Below are 24,519 nucleotides of genomic sequence, written 5' to 3' on the forward strand. Positions count from 1 at the left end.
TCCGAGTGAGCCCTACCTCACAGACCCGCCACCCCGGCGGGGTTCTACCCTGGTGGGTGCGCTGCCCAAGGGAGGTCAGCCGCCGTCACCGAGTGAGGAATGGCCGTAATGCCAGAGTTTGCGTACTCCGATCTGCTCCCCCTGGGAGAGGACACCACGCCGTATCGTCTGGTCACCTCCGAGGGTGTTTCCACCTTCGAGGCCGGCGGCCGTACGTTCCTCAAGGTCGATCCGGCGGCGCTGCGCACCCTGGCCGCCGAGGCCATGCACGACATCTCGCACTACCTGCGGCCCGCGCACCTGGCGCAGCTGCGGCGGATCGTGGACGACCCCGAGGCGTCGTCCAACGACAAGTTCGTCGCGCTCGACCTGCTGAAGAACGCGAACATCGCCGCCGCGGGTGTCCTGCCGATGTGCCAGGACACCGGCACCGCCATCGTCATGGGCAAGCGCGGGCAGAACGTGCTCACCGAGGGCGGTGACGAGGAGGCGCTGTCGCACGGCATCTTCGACGCGTACACCAAGCTCAATCTGCGCTACTCGCAGATGGCGCCCCTGAACATGTGGGACGAGAAGAACACCGGCTCCAACCTCCCGGCCCAGATCGAGCTGTACGCGACCGACGGCGGCGCGTACAAGTTCCTCTTCATGGCGAAGGGCGGCGGCTCGGCCAACAAGTCGTTCCTCTTCCAGGAGACCAAGGCGGTCCTCAACGAGGCCTCCATGATGAAGTTCCTCGAGGAGAAGATCCGTTCCCTGGGCACGGCCGCCTGCCCGCCGTACCACCTGGCGATCGTCGTCGGCGGTACGTCGGCCGAGTTCGCGATGAAGACCGCGAAGTACGCCTCCGCGCACTACCTGGACGAGCTGCCCGCCGAGGGCTCCCCCACGGGTCACGGTTTCCGTGACAAGGAGCTGGAGGAGAAGGTCTTCGAGCTGACGCAGAAGATCGGCATCGGGGCGCAGTTCGGCGGCAAGTACTTCTGCCACGACGTGCGCGTGGTCCGCCTGCCCCGCCACGGCGCCTCGCTGCCCGTCGCGATCGCCGTGTCCTGCTCGGCCGACCGCCAGGCCACCGCGAAGATCACCGCCGAGGGCGTCTTCCTGGAGCAGTTGGAGAAGGACCCGGCGCGCTTCCTCCCTGACACCACCGACGAGCACCTCGACGAGGCGGGGGACGTCGTGCGGATCGACCTCAGCCGCCCGATGGACGACATCCTCGCCGAGCTGACCAAGTACCCGGTCAAGACCCGGCTCTCGCTGACCGGCCCGCTGGTCGTGGCGCGCGACATCGCGCACGCCAAGATCAAGGAGCGGCTGGACGCGGGCGAGGAGATGCCGCAGTACCTCAAGGACCACCCGGTGTACTACGCGGGCCCGGCGAAGACGCCCGAGGGCTACGCCTCCGGTTCCTTCGGCCCGACGACCGCCGGCCGGATGGACAGCTACGTCGCGCAGTTCCAGGCGGCGGGCGGCTCCAAGGTGATGCTGGCCAAGGGCAACCGGTCCAAGCAGGTCACCGACGCGTGCGACACGCACGGCGGGTTCTACCTGGGGTCCATCGGCGGCCCGGCGGCGCGGCTGGCACAGGACTGCATCAAGAAGGTCGAGGTCGTCGAGTACGAGGAGCTCGGCATGGAGGCGGTCTGGCGGATCGAGGTCGAGGACTTCCCGGCGTTCGTCGTCGTCGACGACAAGGGCAACGACTTCTTCACCGAGCCCGCCCCGGCCCCGACGTTCACCAGCATCCCGGTACGCGGCCCCGGCCTCGGCTGACGTTCTCACGTACACACGCACGTACGCACGTACTCACGTACACACGAGGGGCCTCTCACGTCAGGCACCGGCCGAGCGGCCCCTCAGCCGTCGAGCAGGCCCGATGTCGCGACCAGATAGCCGAGTTGGGCCCGGCTGGTGCTGCCGAGCTGCTCGGAGACCTTCCGCATGTGCTCGGCGACGCTGCGGCGGCTCATCCCGATCCGCCGGGCTATCGCGGCGTCCGTCTCGCCGTTGACCACCGCGCGCAGGATGGCGCGCTGCAGATCGGACGTGATGACGGGGGTGCGCAGTGGCGCCCGTTCCGGGCGGACCGGCACCGAGCGGGCCCAGGCCTCGTCGAAGCCGCGGGCCAGGAACCGCACCAGTGACGGGTGCTGGACGCGCAGCGCGTGGTGCGGCTCGTCGGAGAACGGGACGAACGCCAGATCCCGGTCGAACACGATCACCCGGTCGGCCACCTCGGCGAGCGTCCTGATCTCCGCTCCCGCGGCGGTCACCTGCTCGATGTAGGCGAGGGTCGTACGGTCCGAGCGGACGGTGTGCTGGTAGATCGTCCGCTGCCGGATCCCCCGCCGCAGGCTGCCCAGGTCCCGGATCAGCGCTTCCTGGAGCACGTGCGCCGGACGGCCGCCGCCGGGGTGTGCGGTGCGGACCTGCTCCCGGCAGCCGCCCACCGCGGCGTCCAGCGCCTTGCTGATGACGGCCTCCCCGGACAGCCGGGTGAGCGCGGGCCGTTCGCTCCGGTGCACATCCGCGTACAGGGCCTCGAAGACGGAGAGCGCGGCGCGGGTGGCGCGCAGCGTGCGGCGCCGGTCGAGGACGGCCGCCTGGAGCGGGGCGAGCGCGGCGTGGGACGCCGTCTCCGGCGGTACGGGGATCATGAATCCGGGTGACCGGCGGTCGGCCACCATCAGGTGCAGGTCACGCAGACATCCGGCCACCTCGTCCTCGGGAAGGCACCCCGCCACCAGTGCGCGCCGATAGGTCACGAGCGCGCGCTCGCACGGCTGTTCCGGGACGGAGCCGGCCCGTGCGGTGCTGTCCGCCGACGATTCGCGGCAATCGCATGCCGGTGGGCTGGAATGAGCGTCCTTCACAAGTATGCAGATTACCTTTGTACATACGGGATGACGGGCGGTGAGTTCGGCGGTTCGGCGACTATGAACGGGTGACGCCCGGCCCCGACCACACCCTCAGCCTGCCGGCCGCCGAATCGGCCGACTCGCGGTACGGAGTTCGGCGTTATCGATTCCTCGTGGCCGGCTACGCCATCTCTTCGTACGGCACCTTCCTGAATATGGTGGCGCTCAATCTGTTCGTCTATGAGACGACGGGTCGGGCTCTCGCCATGGGGCTGTTCATGGCGGTGCGGCTGGCGTCCGGATTTGCCGCCGGGCTGACGGCCGGTGGTCTGCTCGCCCGTTTCCCGGCGAAGAGCGTGATGCTCTGGACGAATATCGCGCAGGCCTCGGTGATGCTGCTGCTGGTCCTCGCGCCGGACGGGCTGCGGACGGCCGCGCTGGTCTCCGTGTCGGTGGTGGTCGGCTCCTGCGGGACCCTGTTCATGGTGTCCCTGCGCAGCTCGATTCCCGAGATGGTCGGCGAGGACCGGCGTTCCTGGGCCAACTCCCTCTCGATCACCGGTCGTTCGCTCGCCATGGTGGCCGGTTTCGCATCGGCGGGCGTCGTCGTCTCGCTCGTCGGGTACACCGCCGCGTTCGTGGTGGACACGGCCACCTTCGCGGTCTGCGCGGTGACGGTGGCCCTGCTCCCCATCCCGGGCGGCGGCAGAGGCGACGGCAAGGACGAGAACGCGAACGCGAACGGGAACGGGAACGGGAGCGGTGGCCGGGAGAAGCCTGACGCCGCGCCCGCCCGTCGGCGCCGGCCCGCCGCGCTCGCCGCCCTGGCCACCGCACCCGGTCTGGCTCTGATGGTGGCGCTGCGGGGCGTCGACGCGCTGGGCTCGTCCTCGCACAACGCCGCGCTGCCGGTCTACTCCAGCGGGCTCGACGCCTCGCGCCCCGCCGTGTTCGTCAGCGCCTTCTGGTGCCTGTGGGCGCTCGGCAACATCGTGGTGCAGCAGCTGGTCCAGCGGTACGCGCGCCGCACCGGCCAGTCCGTCGGGGCGCTGGGCTTCGGCTGGGGCACCTGTCTCATGTCCGGGGCGTTCATCCTGGCCTTCGCGGGGTTCCCGCTGGTGGCCACGGCCGTGATCGCCCTGGTCGCCGGTGCGGCCGACGGGCTCACGGAGGTCTCGTACACCTCGCATCTGCAGACCCTGCCGGCCGGGCTGCGCGCGCACGCCTTCGGGCTCTCCGCCACGGTGGAGAACCTCGGGTTCGGCGCCGGGATGATCCTGGTCGCGGCCGCGCTCGACCACTACACCCCGCTGACGGTCGTCGGCTGGTCCCACGGCGCCGCTCTCGTGGTCGGCACGGTGTTCCTGATCCGGGTCTGGGGCCTGCGCAAGGCTCCGCCGGTCCCGTCGTCCCCGTGACCGGGTCCGGTGCCGGGACGGTCCACGTACGACTGAATTCAGCCAATCCCGCGGAGGGCGGTGCGGCGCCGCCGCGAGAGCTCCCGCGCCCGGGTACCCGCACGGGTTCGGGCGGCGATCCGCACGCCGGTCGCCGTTCCGGGACCGGCCGGGCCCCGCGACGGGGCCGCCGGGCGGTCCTCACCGGCTGCGGGCACCGGCGTCGCACCGCCGCATTCGCGCAGCGGGCCGCCGGCCGGGCTTGCGGGGGGCCGGGCCGATGCGGTGAGTTGTCCGCGTCGCGGGAGAACCCGCCCCGCCCGACTGCCCGGTACGGATGCGGCCGCGCGACCCCGGCCCCACCGTCCCGCCCCGCCCGTAACCGATGCCCCCTGCTCGCGGCCGCCGCGCCCGGCAGACGACCGTCTGCCAGCCAGTCCGAACCGCTCGCCAGTCCGAAGCATCCGAACCCGCACGGCCGAACGACCTTCACCGTCCCACACCGGAAAGGCGGAGACCGCATGACGCCGGTCAACCACCGCAGCCACGTCGATGATCTTCTCTCCTTCATCAGGGCCAGCCCCTCCCCCTACCACGCCGTCGCGAGCGCCGCCCAACGGCTGGAGAAGGCCGGCTTCCGTGAACTGCGGGGTACGGACGACTGGACGGGCACCACGGGCGGCAGCTTCGTCGTCCGCGGCGGCGCGCTGATCGCCTGGTACGCCCCCGAGGGCACCCCCGCCCACACGCCCTTCCGGATCATCGGCACCCACACCGACTCGCCGAACCTGCGGATCAAGCCCACCCCCGACACCGGCTCCGCGGGCTGGCGGCAGATCGCGGTGGAGATCTACGGCGGGGTCCCGCTCAACACCTGGCTCGACCGCGATCTGGGCATCTCCGGCCGCCTCGCCCTCCGGGGCCCCGGCGGCACGACCGACTCCCGGCTCGTGCAGATCGACGAACCGCTGCTGCGGGTGCCCCAGCTGGCCATCCACCTGGACCGGTCCGTCAACGACGGCCTGGCCCTGGACCGGCAGCGCCACATCGCCCCGGTGTGGTCGCTCGGCGCCGCCGAGGAGGGGGCGCTGCTGCGCCGGGTCGCGGCGGCAGCTGAGGCCGACCCGGACGAGGTGCTGGGCTGGGACCTGATGCTCCACGACATCCAGCCGCCCGGATACCTGGGCGCGGAGCGGGAGTTCGTCGTCTCCTCCCGGCTGGACAACCTGGTGTCGGTGCACGCCGGCGTCACGGCGATGGCCGGTGCGACGACGGCGGCCGAGGCGCCCGCGTACATCCCGGTCCTGGCGGCCTTCGACCACGAGGAGGTCGGCAGCGGCTCCGACACGGGGGCGCAGAGCCCGCTGCTGGAGCGCGTCCTGAGCCGCTCGGTCACGGCGCGCGGCGGAAGCCCGGAGGACTGGTCGCGGGCGCTGGCCGGCGCCTTCTGCGTATCGGCCGACATGGCGCACGCGGTGCACCCCAACTACGCGGAGCGCCACGACCCCGACCACCGCCCGCTGCCCAACAGCGGCCCGACGGTCAAGGTCAACGTCAACCAGCGCTACGCCACCGACTCGACCGGTATCGCGGTGTTCGCGTCGGCCTGCGAGCGGGCCGGCGCCCCGTGGCAGCCGTTCGTCTCCAACAACGCGATGCCGTGCGGTACCTCGATCGGCCCGCTCACCGCGGCCCGGCTGGGTGTCCCAACCGTGGACGTGGGAGTACCGGGGCTGTCGATGCACTCGGCGCGCGAGCTGTGCGGGGCGGACGACCCGGGTCACCTGGCGGCGATCCTGGGCGCGTTCGTGACGTCCGGCTGACCCGGGGGTGCGGGGAGGGGCCGCGTACCGCCCCTCCCCGTACCTGAGGAGCTGCCCGCTACGCGAAGCGCTGGTTCGCGCTCCCGTCGCAGGGCTGGAGCCTCAGCGGGTCATGGGCGCCCGCCAGGGTCGCGCACAGCCCTGTGGAGGCGGCCGGGCTCAGGGTGCCCGACTGCCGGGCGAACTGCTGGTTGGCCGCGCCCGAGCAGTTGTAGAGGATGAGAGCGGCGCCCGCCTTGTAGTCGGCGCCCGGTACGTCCAGGCAGCGGTCGTGGCTCAGTTCCGTACGGACGCTCTTCGTGCCGGAGTCGTACCACCAGCCCTGGTTGCGGCCGCCGTGGCAGTCCCAGCCGGTGACTCCGGTGTTGTTGCGGGTGACCGAGGCCGGGGCGTCCAGACAGCTGCTGGTGGCCTCGTTGCGCAACGGCTTGAAGACGTCGTCCCAGGCGGCGGCCTGGAGCACGGGCGTTCCGGTGCTCGCCGGGTCGGCGCAGCTCGCCTCGCGCAGGCCCGAGTTGTAGATCTGGGTCAGGCAGGAGGCGAAGGCGCCGTGGCCCGCGGCGTTCGGGTGGAAGGACTGCCGGACGGAGTTGGAGTCCGGCGGGAAGTGCGACAGGTCGATGTAGAGGCCGCGGGCCCAGGTGGACTCGCTGCACACCTCGTGGCCGTGGAAGAGCCGGGAGTTGTCGAGGTAGACGGCTCCGGTGTCGGCGGCGGCCTCGCGCATCCCGCGTTCGAAGGCGGGAACGGCGGTGTTGCGGCCCCAGGCGGCGTCGGAGTCGTATCCGGCGCAGCCGCCGGGAAGCTTGCCGGGGAAGTTCGGGTTGTCCTTGAAGTCCGGGCCGATCGGGCTCGGGTAGCCCATGACGACGAGCTTGTAGTCGCCGTTGGCGTATCCCGCGTCCGACATGACGGTCCGCAGGTCGCCCACGGTCTTCTCGACCTTGGGGACGAGCGCGTCGACGCGGGCCTGCCAGCCGCCGTCGTACTTGGGCTCGCACGTGCCCTGGAGGAGGATCCAGCGCTCGACGCAGTCCGTCATGACCGGGCCGAACTGGAGGTCGTCATTGGCACCCGCCACCAGCACGATCATCTTGATGTGGGTGTTGCGCGCCTTGATGGCGAGGTTGTCGCTCTGCACCAGCTCGTCGGCGTACTGCTTCGAACCGCCGATGACGATGTTTCCGGTGTACGCGCCGGAGCAGGAAACGTTGTACGTGACGTCGGCCGGGATTCCGGTGCGGTGGATGGCGGAGTCGGGCGAGCGGTGGCACCAGTTGTCGGGGCCGTTGGTGCCGTCCTCGTACGTGCCGACGCCCTCGCCCGAGATCTCGCTGTCGCCGAGCGAGATCAGCCCGGTCTTGCGGTCCGCGAGCGGGCGCTCGGCCGGGTCGCCGTACAGCCGGGTGGCCTCGCTCGCGCGGATGGCCTCCAGTTCCGGCGACAGCGCGGTGGATGAGGTAGTGGTGGTACCGGACTGTGCCGCACCCGCCGTTCCGGCGGCCGCGGTCATCCCGCCCAGTGCCGCCGCCGTGGCGGCGACGGCTGCGACGGTACATCGGAGTCTGAACCTTGTGCGCCTCATTGCGCCTCCCGAGATTGTTGTTACCCACGGTATTTACTGGTCGGTAGGCAACTTGGGAATACTTAGAACAAGACAAGTGCTCATCTTTTTCAGGAGGTTGAACGCGCATGAACGACGCACAGAAGACCGCGGACGACGTCACAGCAGGTGGGGAGTACCGCATCGAGCACGATTCGATGGGTGAGGTGAGGGTCCCCGCGGACGCCAGGTGGCGGGCCCAGACGCAGCGGGCCGTGGAGAACTTCCCGATCTCCGGACAGCGCCTGGAGCGGGCCCACATCGCGGCCCTGGCCCGCATCAAGGCCGCCGCCGCCAAGGTGAACGCCGAGCTGAAGGTGCTCGACCCGGAGATCGCGCGGGCCATCCAGGACGCCGCGGCCGAGGTCGCGGAGGGGCACTGGGACGCGCACTTCCCGATCGACGTCTTCCAGACCGGCTCCGGCACCTCCTCGAACATGAACACCAACGAGGTGGTGGCCACCCTCGCCACCGAGCGCCTCGGCCGCGAGGTCCACCCCAACGACCACGTCAACGCCTCGCAGTCCTCCAACGACGTCTTCCCGTCCTCCATCCACGTCGCCGCGACGGGCGCGGTGACCGGCGAGCTGATCCCCGCCCTGGACCACCTCGCGGCCGCCCTGGAGCGCAAGTCCGTCGAGTTCGCGGCGGTCGTGAAGTCGGGTCGCACCCACCTGATGGACGCCACCCCGGTGACCCTGGGCCAGGAGTTCGGCGGGTACGCCGCGCAGATCCGCTACGGCATCGAGCGGCTGTACGCCTCGCTCCCCCGCCTCGCCGAGCTGCCGCTGGGCGGCACGGCCGTCGGCACCGGCATCAACACCCCGCCCGGCTTCTCGGCCGCCGTGATCGCCGAGGTCGCCCGCGTCACCGGGCTGCCGCTCACCGAGGCCCGGGACCACTTCGAGGCGCAGGGGGCGCGGGACGGTCTCGTGGAGACGTCCGGCCAGCTCCGTACCGTCGCGGTCTCGCTCACCAAGATCTCCAACGATCTGCGCTGGATGGCCTCGGGACCGCGCACCGGACTGGCCGAGATCAACCTCCCCGACCTCCAGCCGGGCTCGTCGATCATGCCGGGGAAGGTGAATCCGGTCATTCCCGAGGCCGTGCTGATGGTCGCCGCCCAGGTGACGGGGAACGACGCGACGGTCGCCGCGGCGGGAGCGGCGGGCAACTTCGAGCTGAACGTGATGCTCCCGGTCATGGCGAAGAACCTGCTGGAGTCGGTGCGGCTGCTCGCCAACGTCTCGCGGCTGCTCGCGGACCGCACGGTCGACGGGATCACCGCGAACGTGGAGCGGGCCAGGGAGTATGCGGAGTCCTCGCCGTCCGTCGTCACCCCGCTGAACAAGTACATCGGGTACGAGGAGGCGTCGAAGGTCGTCAAGAAGTCCCTCGCCGAGCGCCTGACGATCCGCGAAGTGGTGCTGGCCTCGGGTTATGTCGAGCGCGGGGACCTCACCGTGGAGCAGCTCGACGAGGCGCTGGACGTGCTGCGGATGACCCGCCCGTGATGCGCGTCGCCGCGCGGGAGGCGGAGCGGCAGGGCGTCGGGAACCCGCTGGTTACCGTGCACCAGGCCGTAAGATCCCTCCATGACAGGTACCGGAGAGACCGAGCGCTGGGCGCCGGGTGATCAGATCCTGTGGCGCTACCGCGGCAACGGACCGCTGCGGCACGGTCCCGCGCCCGGCCGGACGCCGAACCCGGTGCACATCTGCCGTCCCGTGACCGTCGCCCAGGACACCGAGGAGCTGCTCGCCGTCTGGGTGGCGCCCGGCACCGAGTGCGTGAAGCCGGTGCTGGCGAACGGCACCGACGTGCACGCCGAGCCGCTCGCCACCCGGTACACCTCGCCGCGCACCACCGCCCGCTCGCCCTGGCTGGGCAACGGGGTGCTGAAGCTGGCCCGGCCGGGCGAGCCGTGGTCGGTCTGGCTGTTCTGGGAGCTCGGCTGGGAGTTCCGCAGCTGGTACGTGAACCTGGAGGAGCCGCGTACCCGCTGGGCCGGCGGCATCGACTCCGAGGACCACTTCCTGGACATCTCCGTCTACCCGGACCGCAGCTGGCTCTGGCGCGACGAGGACGAGTTCGCGCAGGCCCAGCGGGTCGGCCTGATGACCCCCGCGACCGCGCGGCGGGTGCGGGAGGCGGGCCGCGCGGCGGTCGGGGTGATCCGCGACTGGGGGGCGCCGTTCCGGGACGGCTGGGAGGACTGGCGGCCCGATCCGCACTGGCGGGTACCCGCGCTTCCGGACGACTGGGACCGGCTTCCGGATGACTGGTACCGCACCCCCTCGGCCATGCCGTCGTGAGACCCTTGATGCACCCAAGGGGGACAAACGTAGGATCGTCCCGAGGACGGCCGATCCGCCCCAACCGGCGGGCGCCGCACACGAGCTGACCATAAATCATCAAGTCATTGCACTGGTTGCACGCTTCATGACCCGCATCAGTCGTATGAGTCGCACGAGTTGCCAGAATCGCATGAGCCACTACGAGGGGGTGGAGACGTGCTCACTGTCCGTCGCCCCACCGCAGAAAACGTTGTCATCACTCCCGTTCACGGACGACCGGTTTCGGCCCGGTGTTCCGGGGCAGGCGATGTCAGCCGTTGTTATTGCCGCTCATGCCGGGGCACAGTAGCGCCCCACAAGGTGATTGCCTCATACAACCGGCCCGGACGGACGGAACCCCAAGCGTGACGGAGCACCCCACCTCCCACGAAGGCCGGCAGCCTCTCGCCGCCCGGTCGCAGGAACGCACCCGGCCGCGGCAGCGGGACGCCGCGTCGGCGCCCGCCGCTGCCGGCAAGGCGATCCCGACCCCGGCCAAGGGCCCCGGTCCGGCCGCTGCCGGGCCGGGCCCCGCCGCGGGCCCCGACCCACAGGCGGCGGCCCGCCGCGAGGGCGACCGGCTGCGCTTCGTGGGTGCCGCGACCCGCCGGATCGCCCGTGGCATAGATCTGGACGAGATCGTCCTGGGCCTGTGCCGGGCCAGCGTGCCGACGTTCTCCGACGCCATACTGGTCTACCTCCGCGACCCGCTGCCGGTCGGCGACGAACGTCCCGTCAACCCGTTCGTGCTGCGGCTGCGCCGCTCCGACCGGCTGCGGCTGAGCGACGAGATCACCGAGGGGATGTCGGAGAGCGAGCGGCTCCGGCCGGCCGCCATCGACCCGCAGACCGATCTGACGCCCGCCGCCGAACTGTGCGAGGTCCGCCCCGGCGGTGCGCTGGCCGAGGTGCTGCGCGGGGTGCGGCCGGTCTTCGGTGACTCCGCCGCGGCCCGTGCCGCCCTGCCCGAGCTGCTCGGCGCCGGCCGTACGGTGCCGTCCGGGCACCGGGCGATCCTGGCCCCGCTGCGCGGCCGGCGCCGGGTGATCGGCGCCGCCGTCTTCCTGCGCGGGACCGAACGCCCGCCGTTCGAGGCCAACGACCTGCTGGTCGCGGCCCAGCTCGCGACGCACACCGCGCTCGGCATCGACAAGGCCGTGCTGTACGGGCGCGAGGCCTACATCGCCGACGAGCTCCAGCGCACCATGCTGCCCGACTCGCTGCCGCAGCCCACCGGGGTCCGGCTCGCCTCCCGCTACCTCCCGGCCGCCGAGACGGCCCGGGTCGGCGGCGACTGGTACGACGCGATCCCGCTGCCCGGCAGCCGGGTCGCCCTGGTCGTGGGCGACGTCATGGGCCACTCCATGACCTCCGCCGCGATCATGGGCCAGCTCCGCACCACCGCTCAGACCCTGGCCGGGCTCGACCTGCCGCCGCAGGAGGTGCTGCACCACCTGGACGAGCAGGCGCAGCGGCTCGGCAGCGACCGCATGGCGACCTGCCTGTACGCGGTGTACGACCCGGTCGCGCACCGCATCACCATCGCCAACGCCGGCCACCCGCCGCCCGTGCTGCTCCACCTCGGCGGCCGCGCCGAGGTGCTGCGGGTACCGCCCGGCGCCCCGATCGGCGTCGGCGGAGTGGACTTCGAGGCCGTCGAGCTGGACGCGCCCGCGGGCGCCACCCTGCTCCTCTACACCGACGGCCTGGTGGAGTCGCGGCTGCGGGACGTCTGGACGGGCATCGAGATGCTGCGCGAGCGGCTCGCCACCACCGCCCGGCTGACCGGGCCCGACCACTCGCCGCCGCTGGAGGCCCTCTGCGACGACGTGCTGGACATGCTGGGCCCCGGCGACCGGGACGACGACATCGCGCTGCTCGCCGCCCGCTTCGACGGGATCGCACCGAGCGATGTCGCGTACTGGTTCCTGGAACCGGAGGACTCCGCCCCGGGCCGGGCCCGCAGGCTGGCCCGCCGCGCCCTCAGCCGCTGGGGGCTGGACGACATGTCGGACTCGGTGGAACTGCTGGTCAGCGAGGTGGTGACCAATGCCGTGCGGTACGCCGAGCGGCCGGTGACGCTGCGGCTGCTGCGGACCGACATCCTGCGCTGCGAGGTCGGCGACGACTCCCCGCAGCTGCCCCGCCAGCGCCGCGCCCGGGACATGGACGAGGGCGGCCGCGGTCTGTTCCTGGTGAACCGGCTGGCCCGGCGGTGGGGCGCGACGCGCCTGTCGACGGGCAAGGTCGTCTGGTTCGAGATGCCGACCCGGGGGCAGTAGCCGGGCCCCACAAGGGGACCGTCACGGACGGTATCCAAATGTTGCCGACCTCCTGTCGGCGGGTTTGACTTCAGTCGTGTACGCGATCTGACCGATACCCCACCGACGGGAGGACGCTCGTGGCCGAGGAACCCAGGACCAAGAACGCCCCATACACCACCAACAACGCCGGAATCCCGGTGGAGAGCGACGAACACTCGCTCACCGTCGGGACGGACGGCCCGATCCTGCTCCAGGATCACTACCTCATCGAGAAGATGGCCCAGTTCAACCGTGAACGGGTCCCCGAGCGCGTGGTCCACGCCAAGGGGTCCGGCGCGTACGGCATCTTCCAGGTGACCAACGACGTCAGCCAGTTCACCAAGGCCGACCTCTTCCAGCCGGGCAAGCAGACCGCCATGCTCGCCCGCTTCTCCACGGTCGCCGGCGAACAGGGCTCCCCCGACACCTGGCGCGACCCCCGCGGTTTCGCGCTGAAGTTCTACACCGAGCACGGCAACTACGACATGGTCGGCAACAACACGCCGGTCTTCTTCGTACGGGACCCGATGAAGTTCCAGGACTTCATCCGCTCGCAGAAGCGCCGCCCCGACAACGCGGTACGCGACCACGACATGCAGTGGGACTTCTGGACCCTCTCCCCCGAGACCGCGCACCAGGTGACGTGGCTGATGGGCGACCGGGGCATCCCGAAGACGTACCGCAACATGGACGGCTTCAGCTCACACACCTACATGTGGGTGAACGCGGGCGGCGAGCGGTTCTGGGTCAAGTACCACTTCAAGACCGACCAGGGCATCGACTACTACACCCAGGACGACGCCGACGCGATGGCCGGGACCGACGGTGACGTGCACCGCCGGGACCTGTTCGAGTCGATCAAGCGCGGCGACCACCCGAGCTGGACGCTCTCGGTCCAGATCATGCCGTTCGACGACGCCCCGGACTACCGGTTCAACCCGTTCGACCTGACCAAGGTCTGGCCGCACGGCGACTACCCGCTGACCGAGGTCGGCCGGATGACGCTGAACGAGAACCCCGAGGACTTCTTCGTCCACATCGAGCAGGCGTCCTTCGAGCCGTCGAACCTGGTGCCCGGCATCGGTCCGTCGCCCGACAAGATGCTGCTGGGCCGGCTCTTCTCGTACCCGGACACCCACCGGTACCGGATCGGCGCGAACTACGCGCAGCTCCCGCCGAACCGGCCGCGCTTCTCGCGCAACTCGTACTCGAAGGACGGCGCGATGCGGTACGAGCCGTCGCGCACGGGCGCGGTCTACGCGCCGAACTCGTACGGCGGTCCGGCGGCGGACACCGACCGCTACGGCGAGCCGGCCGGCTGGGCGACGGCGGGCGAGATGGTGCACGAGGCGTACACGCTGCGCCGGGACGACGACGACTGGGGCCAGGCGGGCACCATGGTGCGCAACGTCCTCGACGACGCGGCGCGCGATCGGCTGGTGTCGAACATTTCCGGCCATCTCCTGGACGGTGTGAGCCGCCCGGTCCTGGACCGGGCGGTGCAGTACTGGCGCAACGTGGACAAGACCCTCGGCGACCGGGTCGCGAAGAAGGTCAACGGCGGCTGACCCCGGCCACCGGAACGCCGGAACGGGCGGTGTACGAGGAGAACTCCTCGTACACCGCCCGTTCCGGTGGTCAGCGCGTCACGCTGTTCTCGCCGTTCGGCCGGTTGTCCCCCGGGGGCACCGGGACTTCGGCCGAGTCGGAGGGACCGGGGTCGGTCGACGGATCGGTGGGCGGACCGGACGTCGGGTCATCCGCCGGGGGGGACGGCGGCGGAGTCGACGGAGACCCGGACTCCTTCGGCGGATCGGACGACGCGGGCGGGCTGGACGGCTTGTTCGAGGGCGAGCCCTCGTCGGAGGGCGAGGCCGGCGGGCTCGGCGAGCCGGTGTCCGGTGGCGGGGTGACCGCCGCGCCCATGTCGGTGTCCAGGTCGAACTTGCCCGGGTCGCCACCCATCGCCTGCGCGGTGAAGCTCGCCCAGATGTCGGCGGGGAAGCCACCGCCGTTGACCCTGCCCCCGCCTCCGGCGCCCTTCAGGGGCACCTGGTCGAGCTTGTGCACCTTCTTGCCGTCGTCATTGGTGCGGTCGAAGGCGGCCTCGCCGAAGAGGCCCACCGAGGTGACGAGGTTGGGGGTGTAGCCGGTGAACCAGGCCGACTTGTTGTCGTCCGAGGTGCCGGTCTTGCCCGCGATCTGCTGGTCGGCCAGTCCCTCGGCGCCGCGCACCGCCTGGTGGGCCGTGCCGTCGTCGACCACACCGGTCAGCACGGAGGTCACGGAGTCCGCGGCCTGGCGTGTGATCACCTGGTCGCCGATCGCGTCGGGCACCTTGATCGGCGAGGATCCCTGCTTCTGGGCGGACTTCAGGATCTGCGGGGTGACCTTCTTGCCGTGGTTGTCGAGGGTCGCGTAGATCCCGGCCATCTCCATCGGGCTCGCGCCCATGGAACCGAGCGTCTGCGCCGGCACCGCGTCCAGCCCCTCCACATCCATGCCGAGCTCGCCCGCGGTCTGCATCACGCGGTCCATGCCGACGTCCACGCCCATCTGCGCGAAGACGGAGTTGATGGACTTGTTCATCGCGGTCTGGACGGTGACCTGGCCGTAGTCCTGGTCGTCCTCGTTCTCCGGCGCGAAGGCGACGTCGCTGCCCTTGACCGGGCGCTTGCTGGTGCCGTCGTAGCGGGTGTTGGCGGTGATCCGCTGGTCGTCCTGGGTCTGCGACTCCTGGTCGAGCGCGGCCGCGAGGATGACCGGCTTGAAGGTGGAGGCGGGCTGGTAGTCGCGCCGGGTGGCGTTCGACGTCCAGTGCTCGGTCAGACCGCGCCCGCCGTACAGGGCGAGCACCTTGCCGGTCTTCGGTTCCACCGAGACCGCTCCGGCCTGGACGTCCTGGTCGAGCTTGCGCCCCTTGGTGTCCAGCTTGTCGGTCAGCTTGGCCTTGACCGACTTCTCCAGCTCCTGCTGCTTCTTCTTGTCGATGTTGACGGTGATCGTCCAGCCGCCCGCGTCGAACTGCGCGTCGGTGATGTTCTCCTGCTTCCGCACCGCCTCGCGCGCCGCGTTGACGATGTAGCCCTTCTGGCCGGAGAGCCCTTCCGACGGCTTGGGGGCCTGCGGGACCTCGAACTTCATCCCCTGGCGCGCGGTGGAGTCCAGCCAGTGCTCGTCGACCATGTTGTCCAGCACGTAGTTCCAGCGCTCCTTGACGAGCGCCTTCCCGTTGTCGGTGGCGACGGCCCAGTCGTACTGGCTCGGCGCCTGGAGCAGCGCGGCGAGGTAGGCGCCCTCGTTGACGTTCAGCTCCTTGGCGTCCTTGCCGTAGTACGCCTGTGCCGCGGCCTGGATCCCGTAGGCGCCGCGGCCGTAGTAGCTGGTGTTGATGTACCCGGCGAGGATCTCGGACTTGCTCCTGTTGCGGTCGACCTTCAGCGAGATGACCAGCTCTTTGAGCTTGCGGGTGACCGTCTGGTCCGCGTCGAGGTAGTAGTTCTTGACGTACTGCTGGGTGATGGTCGAGCCACCCTGCTTGCCCTTGCCGGAAACGGTGTTGATCAGGCCGCGGGCGGTGCCTTTGAAGTCGACGCCGTGGTCGTCGTAGAAGGACTTGTTCTCGGCGGCCACGAAGGTCCGCTGAACGTCCTTGGGCACCTCGGCGAGGCTCACGATCTCCCGGTTGACCTCGCCGGTCCGGGCCAGCAGCGTGCCGTCGGAGTACTTGTAGACGTTGGCCTGGAGCTTGGCCTGCGCGTTGCCCTCCGGCACCTGCACGACCATGTAGAGCACGGCGAACGCGCCCATGCCCAGCAGGCAGAGCCCCAGGGCCGTGCCCAGTAGTTTCCGCCAGGTGAAGAGTCTGCGTATGCCGCCGCTCTTCACGGCCCGCCGCGACCCGTGCCGCTGGGCTCGTCGCGCATCCGCTCGACCCATTGCTGTGTTGCTCCCGTTTCTCTGCTCGACCGGATCAGCTCGGACCTGTCAGCTAACACCGTTGGCAAGGACAGAAAGCCAACGATCCACCCTTTTCCGGACGTGACAATCAGCACCCGCCTTCAAGGGAACCGACTCACGAGAGGGACGCAAGGTTGCCACATCGGTTAATGTGTAATCACATTGCTAGCGCCCGGCTAGCCCGTACACACGGGGGATTCCATGACCGATCCACACGTTCCGACCACTCCCGGCGCACCGTCGGCCGACCTCACGCCGGACGCGCCGCAGATGCCGGACCCGCAGGTCCGCGAGACGACGGCACACAGCATCGCGGGTGGCCTCGGGCTGCTGCTGACGGTGATCGGGGTGATCGTCGGCGTCGGTCTCGCCATCGTCGGCGGCGTCGTCGGGTCGGACGGGAACAACAGCGTCGGCATCCCGGTCTGCATCCTCGGGGTACTGCTCGCCATCGCCTCGTTCTTCTGCATGGGCGGTGTGAAGATGGTCGCACCGGGCGAGGCCCGGGTCATCCAGCTCTTCGGCCGGTACGTGGGCACGATCCGCTCCGACGGTCTGCGCTGGATCAACCCGCTGACCTCCAGCCGCAAGATCTCCACCCGGGTCCGCAACCACGAGACCGCGGTCCTCAAGGTCAACGACGCCTACGGCAACCCGATCGAGCTGGCCGCGATCGTCGTCTGGAAGGTCGAGGACACCGCACAGGCCCTCTTCGAGGTCGACGACTTCCTGGAGTTCGTCGCCACCCAGACCGAGGCGGCCGTCCGGCACATCGCGATCGAGTACCCGTACGACGCCCATGACGAGGGCGGCCTCTCGCTGCGGGGCAACGCCGAGGAGATCACCGAGAAGCTGGCCGTGGAGCTGACGGCGCGGGTGCAGGCCGCGGGCGTGCGGATCATCGAGTCGCGCTTCAGCCATCTCGCGTACGCCCCCGAGATCGCCTCCGCGATGCTCCAGCGCCAGCAGGCCGGCGCCGTGGTCGCGGCGCGGCAGCAGATCGTGGAGGGCGCAGTCGGCATGGTCGAGATGGCGCTCGCCCGGATCGCCGAGCAGGACATCGTCGAGCTCGACCCGGAGCGGAAGGCGGCCATGGTGAGCAATCTGATGGTGGTCCTGTGCGGTGACCGCGCGGTGCAGCCGGTCCTCAACACGGGCACGCTCCACCAGTGACCGAGGAGGCGCCTCGGCGCCGGCCGCCACCGTCGCGGCAGCGCAAGCAGATGCTGCTGCGACTGGACCCCGCGGTACACGATGCGCTGGCGCGCTGGGCGTCGGACGAACTGCGCAGCGCGAACGCGCAGATCGAGTTCCTGCTGCGGCGGGCGCTCGCGGAGGCGGGGCGACTGCCGGGCGGAGCCGCTCCGATCCCGCGCCGGGGGCGGCCGTCGAAGGCTTCCGGGCCGCAATGACGTCCAGGGGAGGCCGGGTCCGCGCGACTCCGGCCCCGGCCTCCCGGTCGCGGCTCCGGGCCCGGCTCCCGGTCGCGGGGCCGGGCCCGCCGATGACGGAACAGCCGGTATACACGGCAGGTATACACACCGTGTACAGTGCGGCGCATGTCTATCGGCCACACCCTGCTCGGGCTCCTTGAGTCCGGCCCCCGCCACGGCTACGACCTGAAGCGGACGTTCGACGAGAAGTTCGGTCACGACCGCCCGCTGCACTACGGACAGGTCTACTCGACCATGTCCCGGCTCCTCAAGAACGGCCTCGTCGAGGTCGACGGTGTGGAGACCGGCGGCGGTCCCGAGCGCAAGCGCTACGCCATCACCGACGCCGGCATCACCGATGTCACCGCCTGGCTGGCGCAGCCCGAGAAGCCGGAGCCGTACCTCCAGTCGACCCTGTACACCAAGGTCGTCCTGGCCATGCTCACCGGCCGCAGCGCCGCCGACGTGCTGGACGCCCAGCGCTCCGAGCACCTGCGCCTGATGCGCATCCTCACCGACCGCAAGCGCCGGGGCGACCTCGCCGACCAGCTGATCTGCGACCACGCCCTGTTCCACCTCGAAGCGGACCTGCGCTGGCTGGAACTGACCGCCGCACGGCTCGACAAGCTCGCCGAGGTGGTGGCCCCGTGACCCCCGCCGGCTCCCTGCTCAGCGCCCACGACCTGTACAAGACCTACGGGTCGACCCCCGCGCTCGACGGCGCCTCGTTCTCCGTCCACCCCGGCGAGGTCGTCGCCGTGATGGGCCCCTCCGGCTCCGGCAAGTCCACCCTGCTGCACTGCCTCGCCGGAATCATCACCCCCGACTCCGGCACCATCACCTACGCCGGCCGCGAGCTGTCCGCGATGTCCGACGCCGAGCGCAGCGCCCTGCGCCGCAGCGAGTTCGGCTTCGTGTTCCAGTTCGGCCAGCTCGTCCCCGAGCTGACCTGTGTGGAGAACGTGGCCCTGCCGCTCCGGCTGAACGGCACCCGGCGCAAGGCCGCCGAGCGCACCGCCCTGGAGTGGATGGAGCGCCTGGAGGTCGACGACGTCGGCGCCAAGCGCCCCGGCGAGGTGTCCGGCGGCCAGGGCCAGCGCGTCGCCGTGGCCCGCGCACTGGCCGCCTCCCCGAAGGTGATCTTCGCGGACGAGCCGACCGGCGCCCTGGACTCCCTCAACGGCGAGCGCGTCATGCAGCTGCTCACCGAGGCCGCCAGGTCCGCCAACGTCGCCGTGGTCCTGGTGACCCACGAGGCCCGTGTCGCCGCCTACTCCGACCGCGATGTCACCGTCCGCGACGGCCGGGCCCACGACCTGGAGCACACCGCATGACGCTGCTCGACGCGAAGAGGCCCCCGGCCGGCCCGGTGCCTCCTCCCGAAGCCCCCTCCCGCACCGCCTCCTGGCTGCGCGACCTCGGACTCGGCATGCGGTTCGCCGCCGCCGGAGGCCGCGAGGGCTGGACCCGCACCCTGCTCACCGCGGTCGGCGTGGGCCTCGGCGTGGCCCTCCTGCTCGTCGCCGCATCCGTGCCGCACATGCTCGACGAGCGGTCCGCCCGGAGCCACGCCCGCTCCGAAACGAAGATCTCGGGCCCCCTCCACGCGCAGGCGAAGAAGTCGGACAGCTCGGTCCTGCGGATCGATGCGAGCACCGAGTACCGCGACCGCTCCATCACCGGCTACCTGATGCGCGCGGACGGCGGCCACCCGGTCGTCCCTCCGGGCATCGACAGCCTCCCCGCCCCCGGCGAGATGGCGGTCTCCCCCGCCCTCGGCGATCTCCTCGGCTCCCCCGACAACGAGCTGCTCAGGGAGCGGCTGCCGTACAAGGTGACCGGCACGATCGCCGAGGCAGGACTGCGCTCGCCCGGCGAGCTGTGGTTCTACGCCGGCAGCGACACCCTGACCAGCTCGTCGGGCGGCCACCGGATCGCCGGATACGGCAAACCCGGCCCGACCGACCCGATGTCACCGATGCTCCTCGTGCTGGTCATCATGGTCTGTGTGGTGCTGCTGGCCCCCGTCGCCATCTTCATCGCCACCGCCGTGCGCTTCGGCGGCGACCGCCGCGACCGCCGGCTCGCCGCCCTGCGCCTGATCGGTACGGACATCCGGATGACCCGCCGGATCGCAGCCGGCGAGGCACTCTTCGGCTCCGTGCTCGGCCTCCTCATCGGGCTGGCCCTGTTCCTGACGGGGCGACAGTTCGTCGGCCACGTCGAGGTCTGGGACGCCAGCGCCTTCCCCTCCGACCTGGCCCCCGACGCCCGGCTGTGCGTGCTGATCGCTCTCGCGGTTCCGCTCACCGCGGTGCTCGTCACCCTGGCGGCCATGCGCTCGGTGGTCATCGAGCCGCTCGGCGTCGTACGCAACAGCGGCAGCCGGGGGCGCCGCCTCTGGTGGCGGCTGCTGCTGCCGGTCGCCGGGCTCGCGGTCTTCGGTATCACCGGCAAGTTCGAGCCGTACGGCCCCGTCAACCCGTACCCGATCGCATCGGGCGCGGTACTGGTCCTGGTCGGGCTGGCCCTGCTCCTGCCCTGGCTCGTCGATGCCTGCGTGAAGCGGCTGCGCGGCGGCCCGGTCCCCTGGCAGCTGGCCACCCGCCGGCTCCAGCTGAGCAGCGGGGCGGCCTCCCGCGCGGTCAGCGGCGTCACCGTCGCCGTGGCCGGTGCGATAGCCCTGCAGATGCTGTTCGCCGCGATGAACGACGACTTCAACAAGGTCACCGGTCAGGACCCCACCCGCGCCCAGCTCTACGCCGCCTCCGAGATCGTCCAGGGTGACGCCGCCCTGCGCTCGATCGAGGAGTTCCGCGCCACCAAGGGCGTCACCCAGGTGATCGGCACCGTCGAGGCGTTCGCGACCAAGCCGGGCACCTACACGGACGACGAGATCCAGCCCACCACCTCGTTCACCGTCGGGGACTGCGCGACCCTGCGCGAGCTCGCCCGGATCACGTCCTGCCGGGACGGCGACACCTTCGTCTCCCACCCCGAGGACAAGGAGCAGGCCGGCTGGGTCGACCAGACCGCCCGCAAGGGCAAGGTGGTCGAGTTCAGCACCTACGGCCGGGGCAAACCGCTGCACTGGACGCTGCCGGCCGGCTCACGGACCGTCGCGGGCCGGACCGATCCGTACGGCGAGGAGCGCTCGGGCATCCTGGTCACGCCCGGAGCGATCGACGCCCGGACCCTGCCGGGAGCCGAGACCATCTCGCAGATCCGCATCGACGAAGACGTCCCGGACGTCGCCGAGTACGTACGCAACACGGCCGCGCGGCTCGACCCCGGCATGCGCATGGTCACGCTGAACATGGTCGAACGCAACCGGCAGTACGAGAGCGTCCAGACCGGTCTCCAGGTCGGCGCGACCGCCACCCTGCTGCTGATCGCCGCGTCCATGCTCGTCTCCCAGCTGGAGCAACTGCGCGAGCGCAAGCGGCTGCTGTCGGTCCTGGTCGCCTTCGGCACCCGGCGGGTCACCCTCGGCTGGTCGGTGCTGTGGCAGACCGCGATCCCGGTGGTCATCGGGCTCGCGGTGGCGGTGGCGGGCGGCCTCGCCCTCGGCGCCGCCCTGTGCTGGATGGTCGGCAATGAGGTGTCCGGCTGGTGGCTGTTCCTGCCGATGGCGGGCGCGGGCGCGGCCCTCATCCTGCTGGTCACCCTGCTGTCCCTGCCGCCGCTGTGGCGCATGATGCGCTCCGACGGGCTGCGCAGCGAGTGAGACCGACCGGCCGGCCTGACCTGTGCTCAGGTCAGGCCGGCCGTCGCCACCCGTACCGGCAGCTTCGTCATCGCCCCGCGCAGCGCCCCCGCGAACTCCTCGAACTCCTCGTGCCGGGCCGCCCCCGTCCGCATCCCCAGCGCCACCCGCCGGGCGGGCGCCGGATCCGCGAAGTACCCGGTGGTCAGCGCCTCGTTGCGGGCGGTCTCGACCGTCACCGCGGTACGCGGCAGCAGCGTCACCCCGAGCCCGCCGGCCACGAGCTGCACCAGGGTGGAGAGCCCGGCCGCGGTCGTGGTGACCGGGGCGCCCTCGGTACGGCCCGCCTCCCGGCAGATGTCGAGCGCCTGGTCGCGCAGGCAGTGCCCCTCGTCCAGGAGCAGCAGCGGCAGCTCCCGCAGCGCCTCGCGAGGGATGTCGGCCCGGCCGCCGAGCCAGTGGCTGCGCTCCATCACCAGGACGAAGTCCTCCTCGAAGAGCGGGAGTTCGGTCACCCCGGGCATCCCGAGCGGAACCGCGAGCAGCAGCAGGTCGAGCCGCCCCGCGGCGAGTCCCTCCAGCAGCGATGAGGTCTGTTCCTCGTGGACCTGGAGGTCGAGGTCCGGGTAGCGGTCATGGACCAGCCGCAGCACGGTCGGCAGCAGATACGGGGCGACGGTCGGGATCACGCCGAGTCTGAGCACCCCGGTGAAGGGTGCCCGCACCGCCTCGGCCTCCTCCATCAGCTCACCGACGGCCTCCAGCACGGCGCGGGCCCGCACGGCGAGCCGCTCACCGGCGGGCGAGAGCAGTACCTTGCGCGTCGTACGCTCGATGAGCTGGACACCCAGTGCCTCCTCCAGCGCCGACACGGCCCCGGAGAGCGCGGGCTGACTCATCCCGATTGCTGCCGCCGCGTCCCGGAAGTGCAGTTGTTCCGCCACGGCCGCGAAGGCGCGCAGCTGCGAAAGGCTGGGCTGTTTGGGCTGATTACCCTGGTTCATCCGTGCCACTGATAGGTACCTCCGATCATCACGGCCGAGTGTAGCTCCATACTCGATCAATCCACCCCCGGCCATCGCTTGACAGAAACCACCCATACGCGTGATTTCATCATTTAGTACCCCGAGCGCCTCGCTCAGCGCATTAGCGTCCCCTTCAAGTCAACTTCTGGGGAGGGGTCTGGCATGCATCCCGTGGGCGCCTACGCGCGCACGTCCGAGGACAAGGCGCTCAGGGCGAACGCTGCCGTCTGGCGTGAGATCGGCGAGCAGGTCGCCGACCAGTTCGAGGACATGGAAAACGTGGCGACCGACCTGAACGTCACCATCACTCACCGCTACAACGACAACAACACCCCGGCGAGCAACCCTCGCATCGTCCGCAGGGACTTCGAACAGATGCTGGTAGACCTGGAGAACGGCACGATCCGGGGAATTCTCTTCTACCACGCAGACCGGTTGGTCCGACAGGAATACGATGCAGCCCGAATTAACCGACTCTTCCAACTCAACCCCGGATACCTGGGTCGGGCCGTTGTGGGTGGCACAGATTTGTCTACTCAAGAGGGCCGGACAATGCTCACCATCCAGGCCACCATGGGAGGCATGGAGGCGTACAACACCAAGCGTCGGGTCGCCCGAAAGAACAAGGGCTTGGCTGAGCGCGGACACATGCACGGGGCCGCTCGGCCTTTCGGCTGGGCTGAAGATCGTCAGACGCTCCATGACAGCGAGGCCGAAGAACTTCGGAAGGCAATTCTCGCAATCCCCGACGGCCTCACCGTCGGCGGCGTCCGCAAACAGTGGATTGCCCTCGGGTACGAGCCAACTCGCAACAAGAAGGTCAGCGGCACACAGAACCTCCAGCACAGCGCTGTTGAATCCCGCCTCGTCAACCCCCGAGTCTGTGGCTACAGGACCTACCTGCCCCAGGCCGAGCGGCGTGGTGGCAAGAGGCCGTGGATGCCTGACTTCGTCGTCTACAAGGACGGCAGGCCGGTAATGGGTGACTGGGAAGCGGTCGTCTCTCCGCAAGAGTGGCAAGCCTGCGTCGCCACCATTGAGGAGCGAAAGAAGGCCAGGAAGGAAGTCCGGGCAGCGCACACCACATCCGTCAAGTATCTTCTTTCCGGCATTGCCCGGTGCGGAAAGTGCAGCTTCCCCCTGATGTCCAATCAGTACTCGCGGGGAACCACTTCCTACGAGCGGTACGGCTACCGGTACGCCTGCCTGACCACGCTCGGCGGATGCGGTGGTGTCACCCGAGTCGGCCCCCCGATGGAAGACCTGGTCGAAGACGCCTTCCTCCTGGAGGTCCGCCGAAGCCTTGGCGTGGTTGCCAAGAAAGAGGACATCGACGAGACCAAGCACGATGTCCGGCTCGCTGAGATTCTCCAGGAGATCGAAGAGGTCAATGAGCGCCGCAGGGCGAAGCGCATCAGCATGGGGACAGCACTCGACGTGATCGAGGATCTTGAGGGCGAACGCGAGGAGCTGTACCGGCATCGCCGCCAACTGGTCGCCACGAAAGTCCGCAGGCAGAGCGTCACCCCCTCACTGCCGGAGGAGTGGAAGAGCTACACGATCCCCGAGAAGAAGACCCTGCTCCGTGCATCGATCCGAGCCGTGATGGTCCACCCCGCAGGACGGGGGAAGAGGTTCGACCCGTCGCTGATCAAGGTCGTCTGGATCGAAGACAAGCGTTGAACACCAGGTCCCCCTCTCCCGTCCGGGAGGGGAGTTCCCGCTCCTCGCTGCCGGCCGCGCCCTTCAAGTGGCACGCAGCCGGTCCAGGGTGTTCGCCCCACCGCTCAAGCGAGCGTTTCGTTTCTCCGATGTCTGTTTCATATGACCTAGGGTCTTTCGTTTGGATCAGGCTGGATCAGGGAGCGGGGTCCGGTGCCGTGCATCGCAAGGCGGAGGAGGGAGTCCTGGCGACCGACGACAACGCCGCGAGGTGCGGCACCGGCCCCCGCGAGCCCAGCATGATCCAAACGAGAGGCCCTAAGGGCTGTCCCGCAATTCCTGGTGGATCAGCGCGCGGCGTCAGATGCGGTGCATCGCAAGGCGGAGGGACGCCCGAATACTGGATGTAT

Annotated in this window: 17 protein-coding genes; 13 read left to right on the plus strand and 4 right to left on the minus strand. The window is 70.3% G+C overall.

Annotated elements, in window-relative coordinates; translation table 11 throughout:
- The first annotated feature begins 108 nt into the window (after nucleotides 1–108).
- A complete protein-coding gene (locus ACZ6S6_RS34045) occupies nucleotides 109–1,776 on the plus strand; it encodes a fumarate hydratase (RefSeq protein ID WP_469708838.1) in 1,668 nt (555 codons plus the stop codon).
- 83 nt (nucleotides 1,777–1,859) lie between these two features.
- Here the strand turns inward: ACZ6S6_RS34045 and ACZ6S6_RS34050 are convergent, their stop codons facing one another.
- Nucleotides 1,860–2,876: a LuxR C-terminal-related transcriptional regulator gene (locus tag ACZ6S6_RS34050; RefSeq protein ID WP_362955874.1), complete on the minus strand. Its 1,017-nt coding sequence runs from the start codon at nucleotides 2,874–2,876 to the stop codon at nucleotides 1,860–1,862.
- A 158-nt stretch (nucleotides 2,877–3,034) separates the two neighbouring features.
- On the opposite strand from ACZ6S6_RS34050, the gene ACZ6S6_RS34055 reads away from it, so the two are divergent.
- Together ACZ6S6_RS34055 and ACZ6S6_RS34060 are read left to right on the plus strand one after the other, a co-directional pair.
- On the plus strand, nucleotides 3,035–4,279 hold the full coding sequence (locus ACZ6S6_RS34055) for an MFS transporter (RefSeq protein WP_469708859.1): 1,245 nt from the start codon (nucleotides 3,035–3,037) through the stop codon (nucleotides 4,277–4,279).
- 500 nt (nucleotides 4,280–4,779) lie between these two features.
- Nucleotides 4,780–6,081 (plus strand): M18 family aminopeptidase, encoded by a 1,302-nt coding sequence (locus tag ACZ6S6_RS34060; RefSeq protein ID WP_362955876.1) that lies wholly within the window; start codon nucleotides 4,780–4,782, stop codon nucleotides 6,079–6,081.
- 58 nt (nucleotides 6,082–6,139) lie between these two features.
- Here the strand turns inward: ACZ6S6_RS34060 and ACZ6S6_RS34065 are convergent, their stop codons facing one another.
- Nucleotides 6,140–7,666: a ricin-type beta-trefoil lectin domain protein gene (locus ACZ6S6_RS34065; protein ID WP_362955879.1), complete on the minus strand. Its 1,527-nt coding sequence runs from the start codon at nucleotides 7,664–7,666 to the stop codon at nucleotides 6,140–6,142.
- Nucleotides 7,667–7,773: 107 nt separating this feature from the next.
- Here ACZ6S6_RS34065 and ACZ6S6_RS34070 point away from each other — a divergent pair, with 107 nt between their 5' ends.
- From ACZ6S6_RS34070 to ACZ6S6_RS34085, 4 genes are all read left to right on the plus strand, one after another.
- Entirely contained in the window at nucleotides 7,774–9,198 is a 1,425-nt protein-coding gene (locus tag ACZ6S6_RS34070) for a class II fumarate hydratase (protein WP_362955882.1), read from the plus strand.
- Between the two features lie 81 nt (nucleotides 9,199–9,279).
- On the plus strand, nucleotides 9,280–9,999 hold the full coding sequence (gene fomD, locus ACZ6S6_RS34075; RefSeq protein WP_469708841.1) for a cytidylyl-2-hydroxypropylphosphonate hydrolase: 720 nt from the start codon (nucleotides 9,280–9,282) through the stop codon (nucleotides 9,997–9,999).
- Between the two features lie 386 nt (nucleotides 10,000–10,385).
- Nucleotides 10,386–12,302, plus strand: a complete 1,917-nt coding sequence (locus ACZ6S6_RS34080) for a SpoIIE family protein phosphatase (RefSeq protein WP_362955888.1) — start codon at nucleotides 10,386–10,388, stop codon at nucleotides 12,300–12,302.
- 119 nt (nucleotides 12,303–12,421) lie between these two features.
- Nucleotides 12,422–13,891, plus strand: coding sequence for a catalase (locus tag ACZ6S6_RS34085; protein ID WP_469708843.1), 1,470 nt, complete (start codon nucleotides 12,422–12,424; stop codon nucleotides 13,889–13,891).
- 70 nt (nucleotides 13,892–13,961) lie between these two features.
- On the opposite strand, the gene ACZ6S6_RS34090 is transcribed toward ACZ6S6_RS34085, so the two are convergent.
- Nucleotides 13,962–16,262 carry a transglycosylase domain-containing protein gene (locus tag ACZ6S6_RS34090; protein WP_362955894.1) on the minus strand — a complete coding sequence of 767 codons (2,301 nt, stop codon included), beginning with the start codon at nucleotides 16,260–16,262 and terminating at the stop codon, nucleotides 13,962–13,964.
- A gap of 222 nt (nucleotides 16,263–16,484) precedes the next feature.
- Between ACZ6S6_RS34090 and ACZ6S6_RS34095 the strand changes: the two genes are divergently transcribed.
- The 5 genes from ACZ6S6_RS34095 to ACZ6S6_RS34115 all read left to right on the plus strand — a co-directional run bounded on the left by ACZ6S6_RS34095 (nucleotide 16,485) and on the right by ACZ6S6_RS34115 (nucleotide 21,443).
- Nucleotides 16,485–17,456 (plus strand): SPFH domain-containing protein, encoded by a 972-nt coding sequence (locus ACZ6S6_RS34095; protein ID WP_362955897.1) that lies wholly within the window; start codon nucleotides 16,485–16,487, stop codon nucleotides 17,454–17,456.
- The gene (locus tag ACZ6S6_RS34100) at nucleotides 17,453–17,695 is read left to right on the plus strand and encodes a type II toxin-antitoxin system antitoxin (protein WP_469708845.1); all 243 of its coding nucleotides are present in this window, start codon (nucleotides 17,453–17,455) and stop codon (nucleotides 17,693–17,695) included. Before ACZ6S6_RS34095 ends, ACZ6S6_RS34100 begins: the two co-directional genes overlap by 4 nt.
- A gap of 147 nt (nucleotides 17,696–17,842) precedes the next feature.
- Nucleotides 17,843–18,367 carry a PadR family transcriptional regulator gene (locus ACZ6S6_RS34105; protein ID WP_024492144.1) on the plus strand — a complete coding sequence of 175 codons (525 nt, stop codon included), beginning with the start codon at nucleotides 17,843–17,845 and terminating at the stop codon, nucleotides 18,365–18,367.
- On the plus strand, nucleotides 18,364–19,050 hold the full coding sequence (locus ACZ6S6_RS34110) for an ABC transporter ATP-binding protein (protein ID WP_362955902.1): 687 nt from the start codon (nucleotides 18,364–18,366) through the stop codon (nucleotides 19,048–19,050). The genes ACZ6S6_RS34105 and ACZ6S6_RS34110 overlap by 4 nt, the downstream gene beginning before the upstream one ends.
- Nucleotides 19,047–21,443, plus strand: coding sequence for an FtsX-like permease family protein (locus tag ACZ6S6_RS34115; RefSeq protein ID WP_469708847.1), 2,397 nt, complete (start codon nucleotides 19,047–19,049; stop codon nucleotides 21,441–21,443). The genes ACZ6S6_RS34110 and ACZ6S6_RS34115 overlap by 4 nt, the downstream gene beginning before the upstream one ends.
- Before the next feature lie 26 nt (nucleotides 21,444–21,469).
- On the opposite strand, the gene ACZ6S6_RS34120 is transcribed toward ACZ6S6_RS34115, so the two are convergent.
- Complete coding sequence (locus tag ACZ6S6_RS34120; RefSeq protein WP_469708849.1) at nucleotides 21,470–22,426, minus strand: hydrogen peroxide-inducible genes activator; 957 nt, start codon at nucleotides 22,424–22,426, stop codon at nucleotides 21,470–21,472.
- 192 nt (nucleotides 22,427–22,618) lie between these two features.
- Here ACZ6S6_RS34120 and ACZ6S6_RS34125 point away from each other — a divergent pair, with 192 nt between their 5' ends.
- On the plus strand, nucleotides 22,619–24,130 hold the full coding sequence (locus ACZ6S6_RS34125) for a recombinase family protein (protein WP_469708851.1): 1,512 nt from the start codon (nucleotides 22,619–22,621) through the stop codon (nucleotides 24,128–24,130).
- Nucleotides 24,131–24,519: the final 389 nt, after the last annotated feature.

This window comes from Streptomyces sp. NPDC048671 (assembly GCF_055587045.1).

What these genes read in the sequence shown, in the direction of transcription:
- ACZ6S6_RS34070 (WP_362955882.1), top strand. Translation starts at nt 7,774, where the DNA reads ATGAACGACGCACAGAAGACCGCGGACGACGTCACAGCAGGTGGGGAG.
- ACZ6S6_RS34120 (WP_469708849.1), bottom strand. Translation starts at nt 22,426, where the DNA reads ATGAACCAGGGTAATCAGCCCAAACAGCCCAGCCTTTCGCAGCTGCGC.
- ACZ6S6_RS34115 (WP_469708847.1), top strand. Translation starts at nt 19,047, where the DNA reads ATGACGCTGCTCGACGCGAAGAGGCCCCCGGCCGGCCCGGTGCCTCCT.
- ACZ6S6_RS34095 (WP_362955897.1), top strand. Translation starts at nt 16,485, where the DNA reads ATGACCGATCCACACGTTCCGACCACTCCCGGCGCACCGTCGGCCGAC.
- ACZ6S6_RS34105 (WP_024492144.1), top strand. Translation starts at nt 17,843, where the DNA reads ATGTCTATCGGCCACACCCTGCTCGGGCTCCTTGAGTCCGGCCCCCGC.
- ACZ6S6_RS34045 (WP_469708838.1), top strand. Translation starts at nt 109, where the DNA reads ATGCCAGAGTTTGCGTACTCCGATCTGCTCCCCCTGGGAGAGGACACC.
- fomD (WP_469708841.1), top strand. Translation starts at nt 9,280, where the DNA reads ATGACAGGTACCGGAGAGACCGAGCGCTGGGCGCCGGGTGATCAGATC.
- ACZ6S6_RS34065 (WP_362955879.1), bottom strand. Translation starts at nt 7,666, where the DNA reads ATGAGGCGCACAAGGTTCAGACTCCGATGTACCGTCGCAGCCGTCGCC.
- ACZ6S6_RS34090 (WP_362955894.1), bottom strand. Translation starts at nt 16,262, where the DNA reads ATGGGTCGAGCGGATGCGCGACGAGCCCAGCGGCACGGGTCGCGGCGG.
- ACZ6S6_RS34060 (WP_362955876.1), top strand. Translation starts at nt 4,780, where the DNA reads ATGACGCCGGTCAACCACCGCAGCCACGTCGATGATCTTCTCTCCTTC.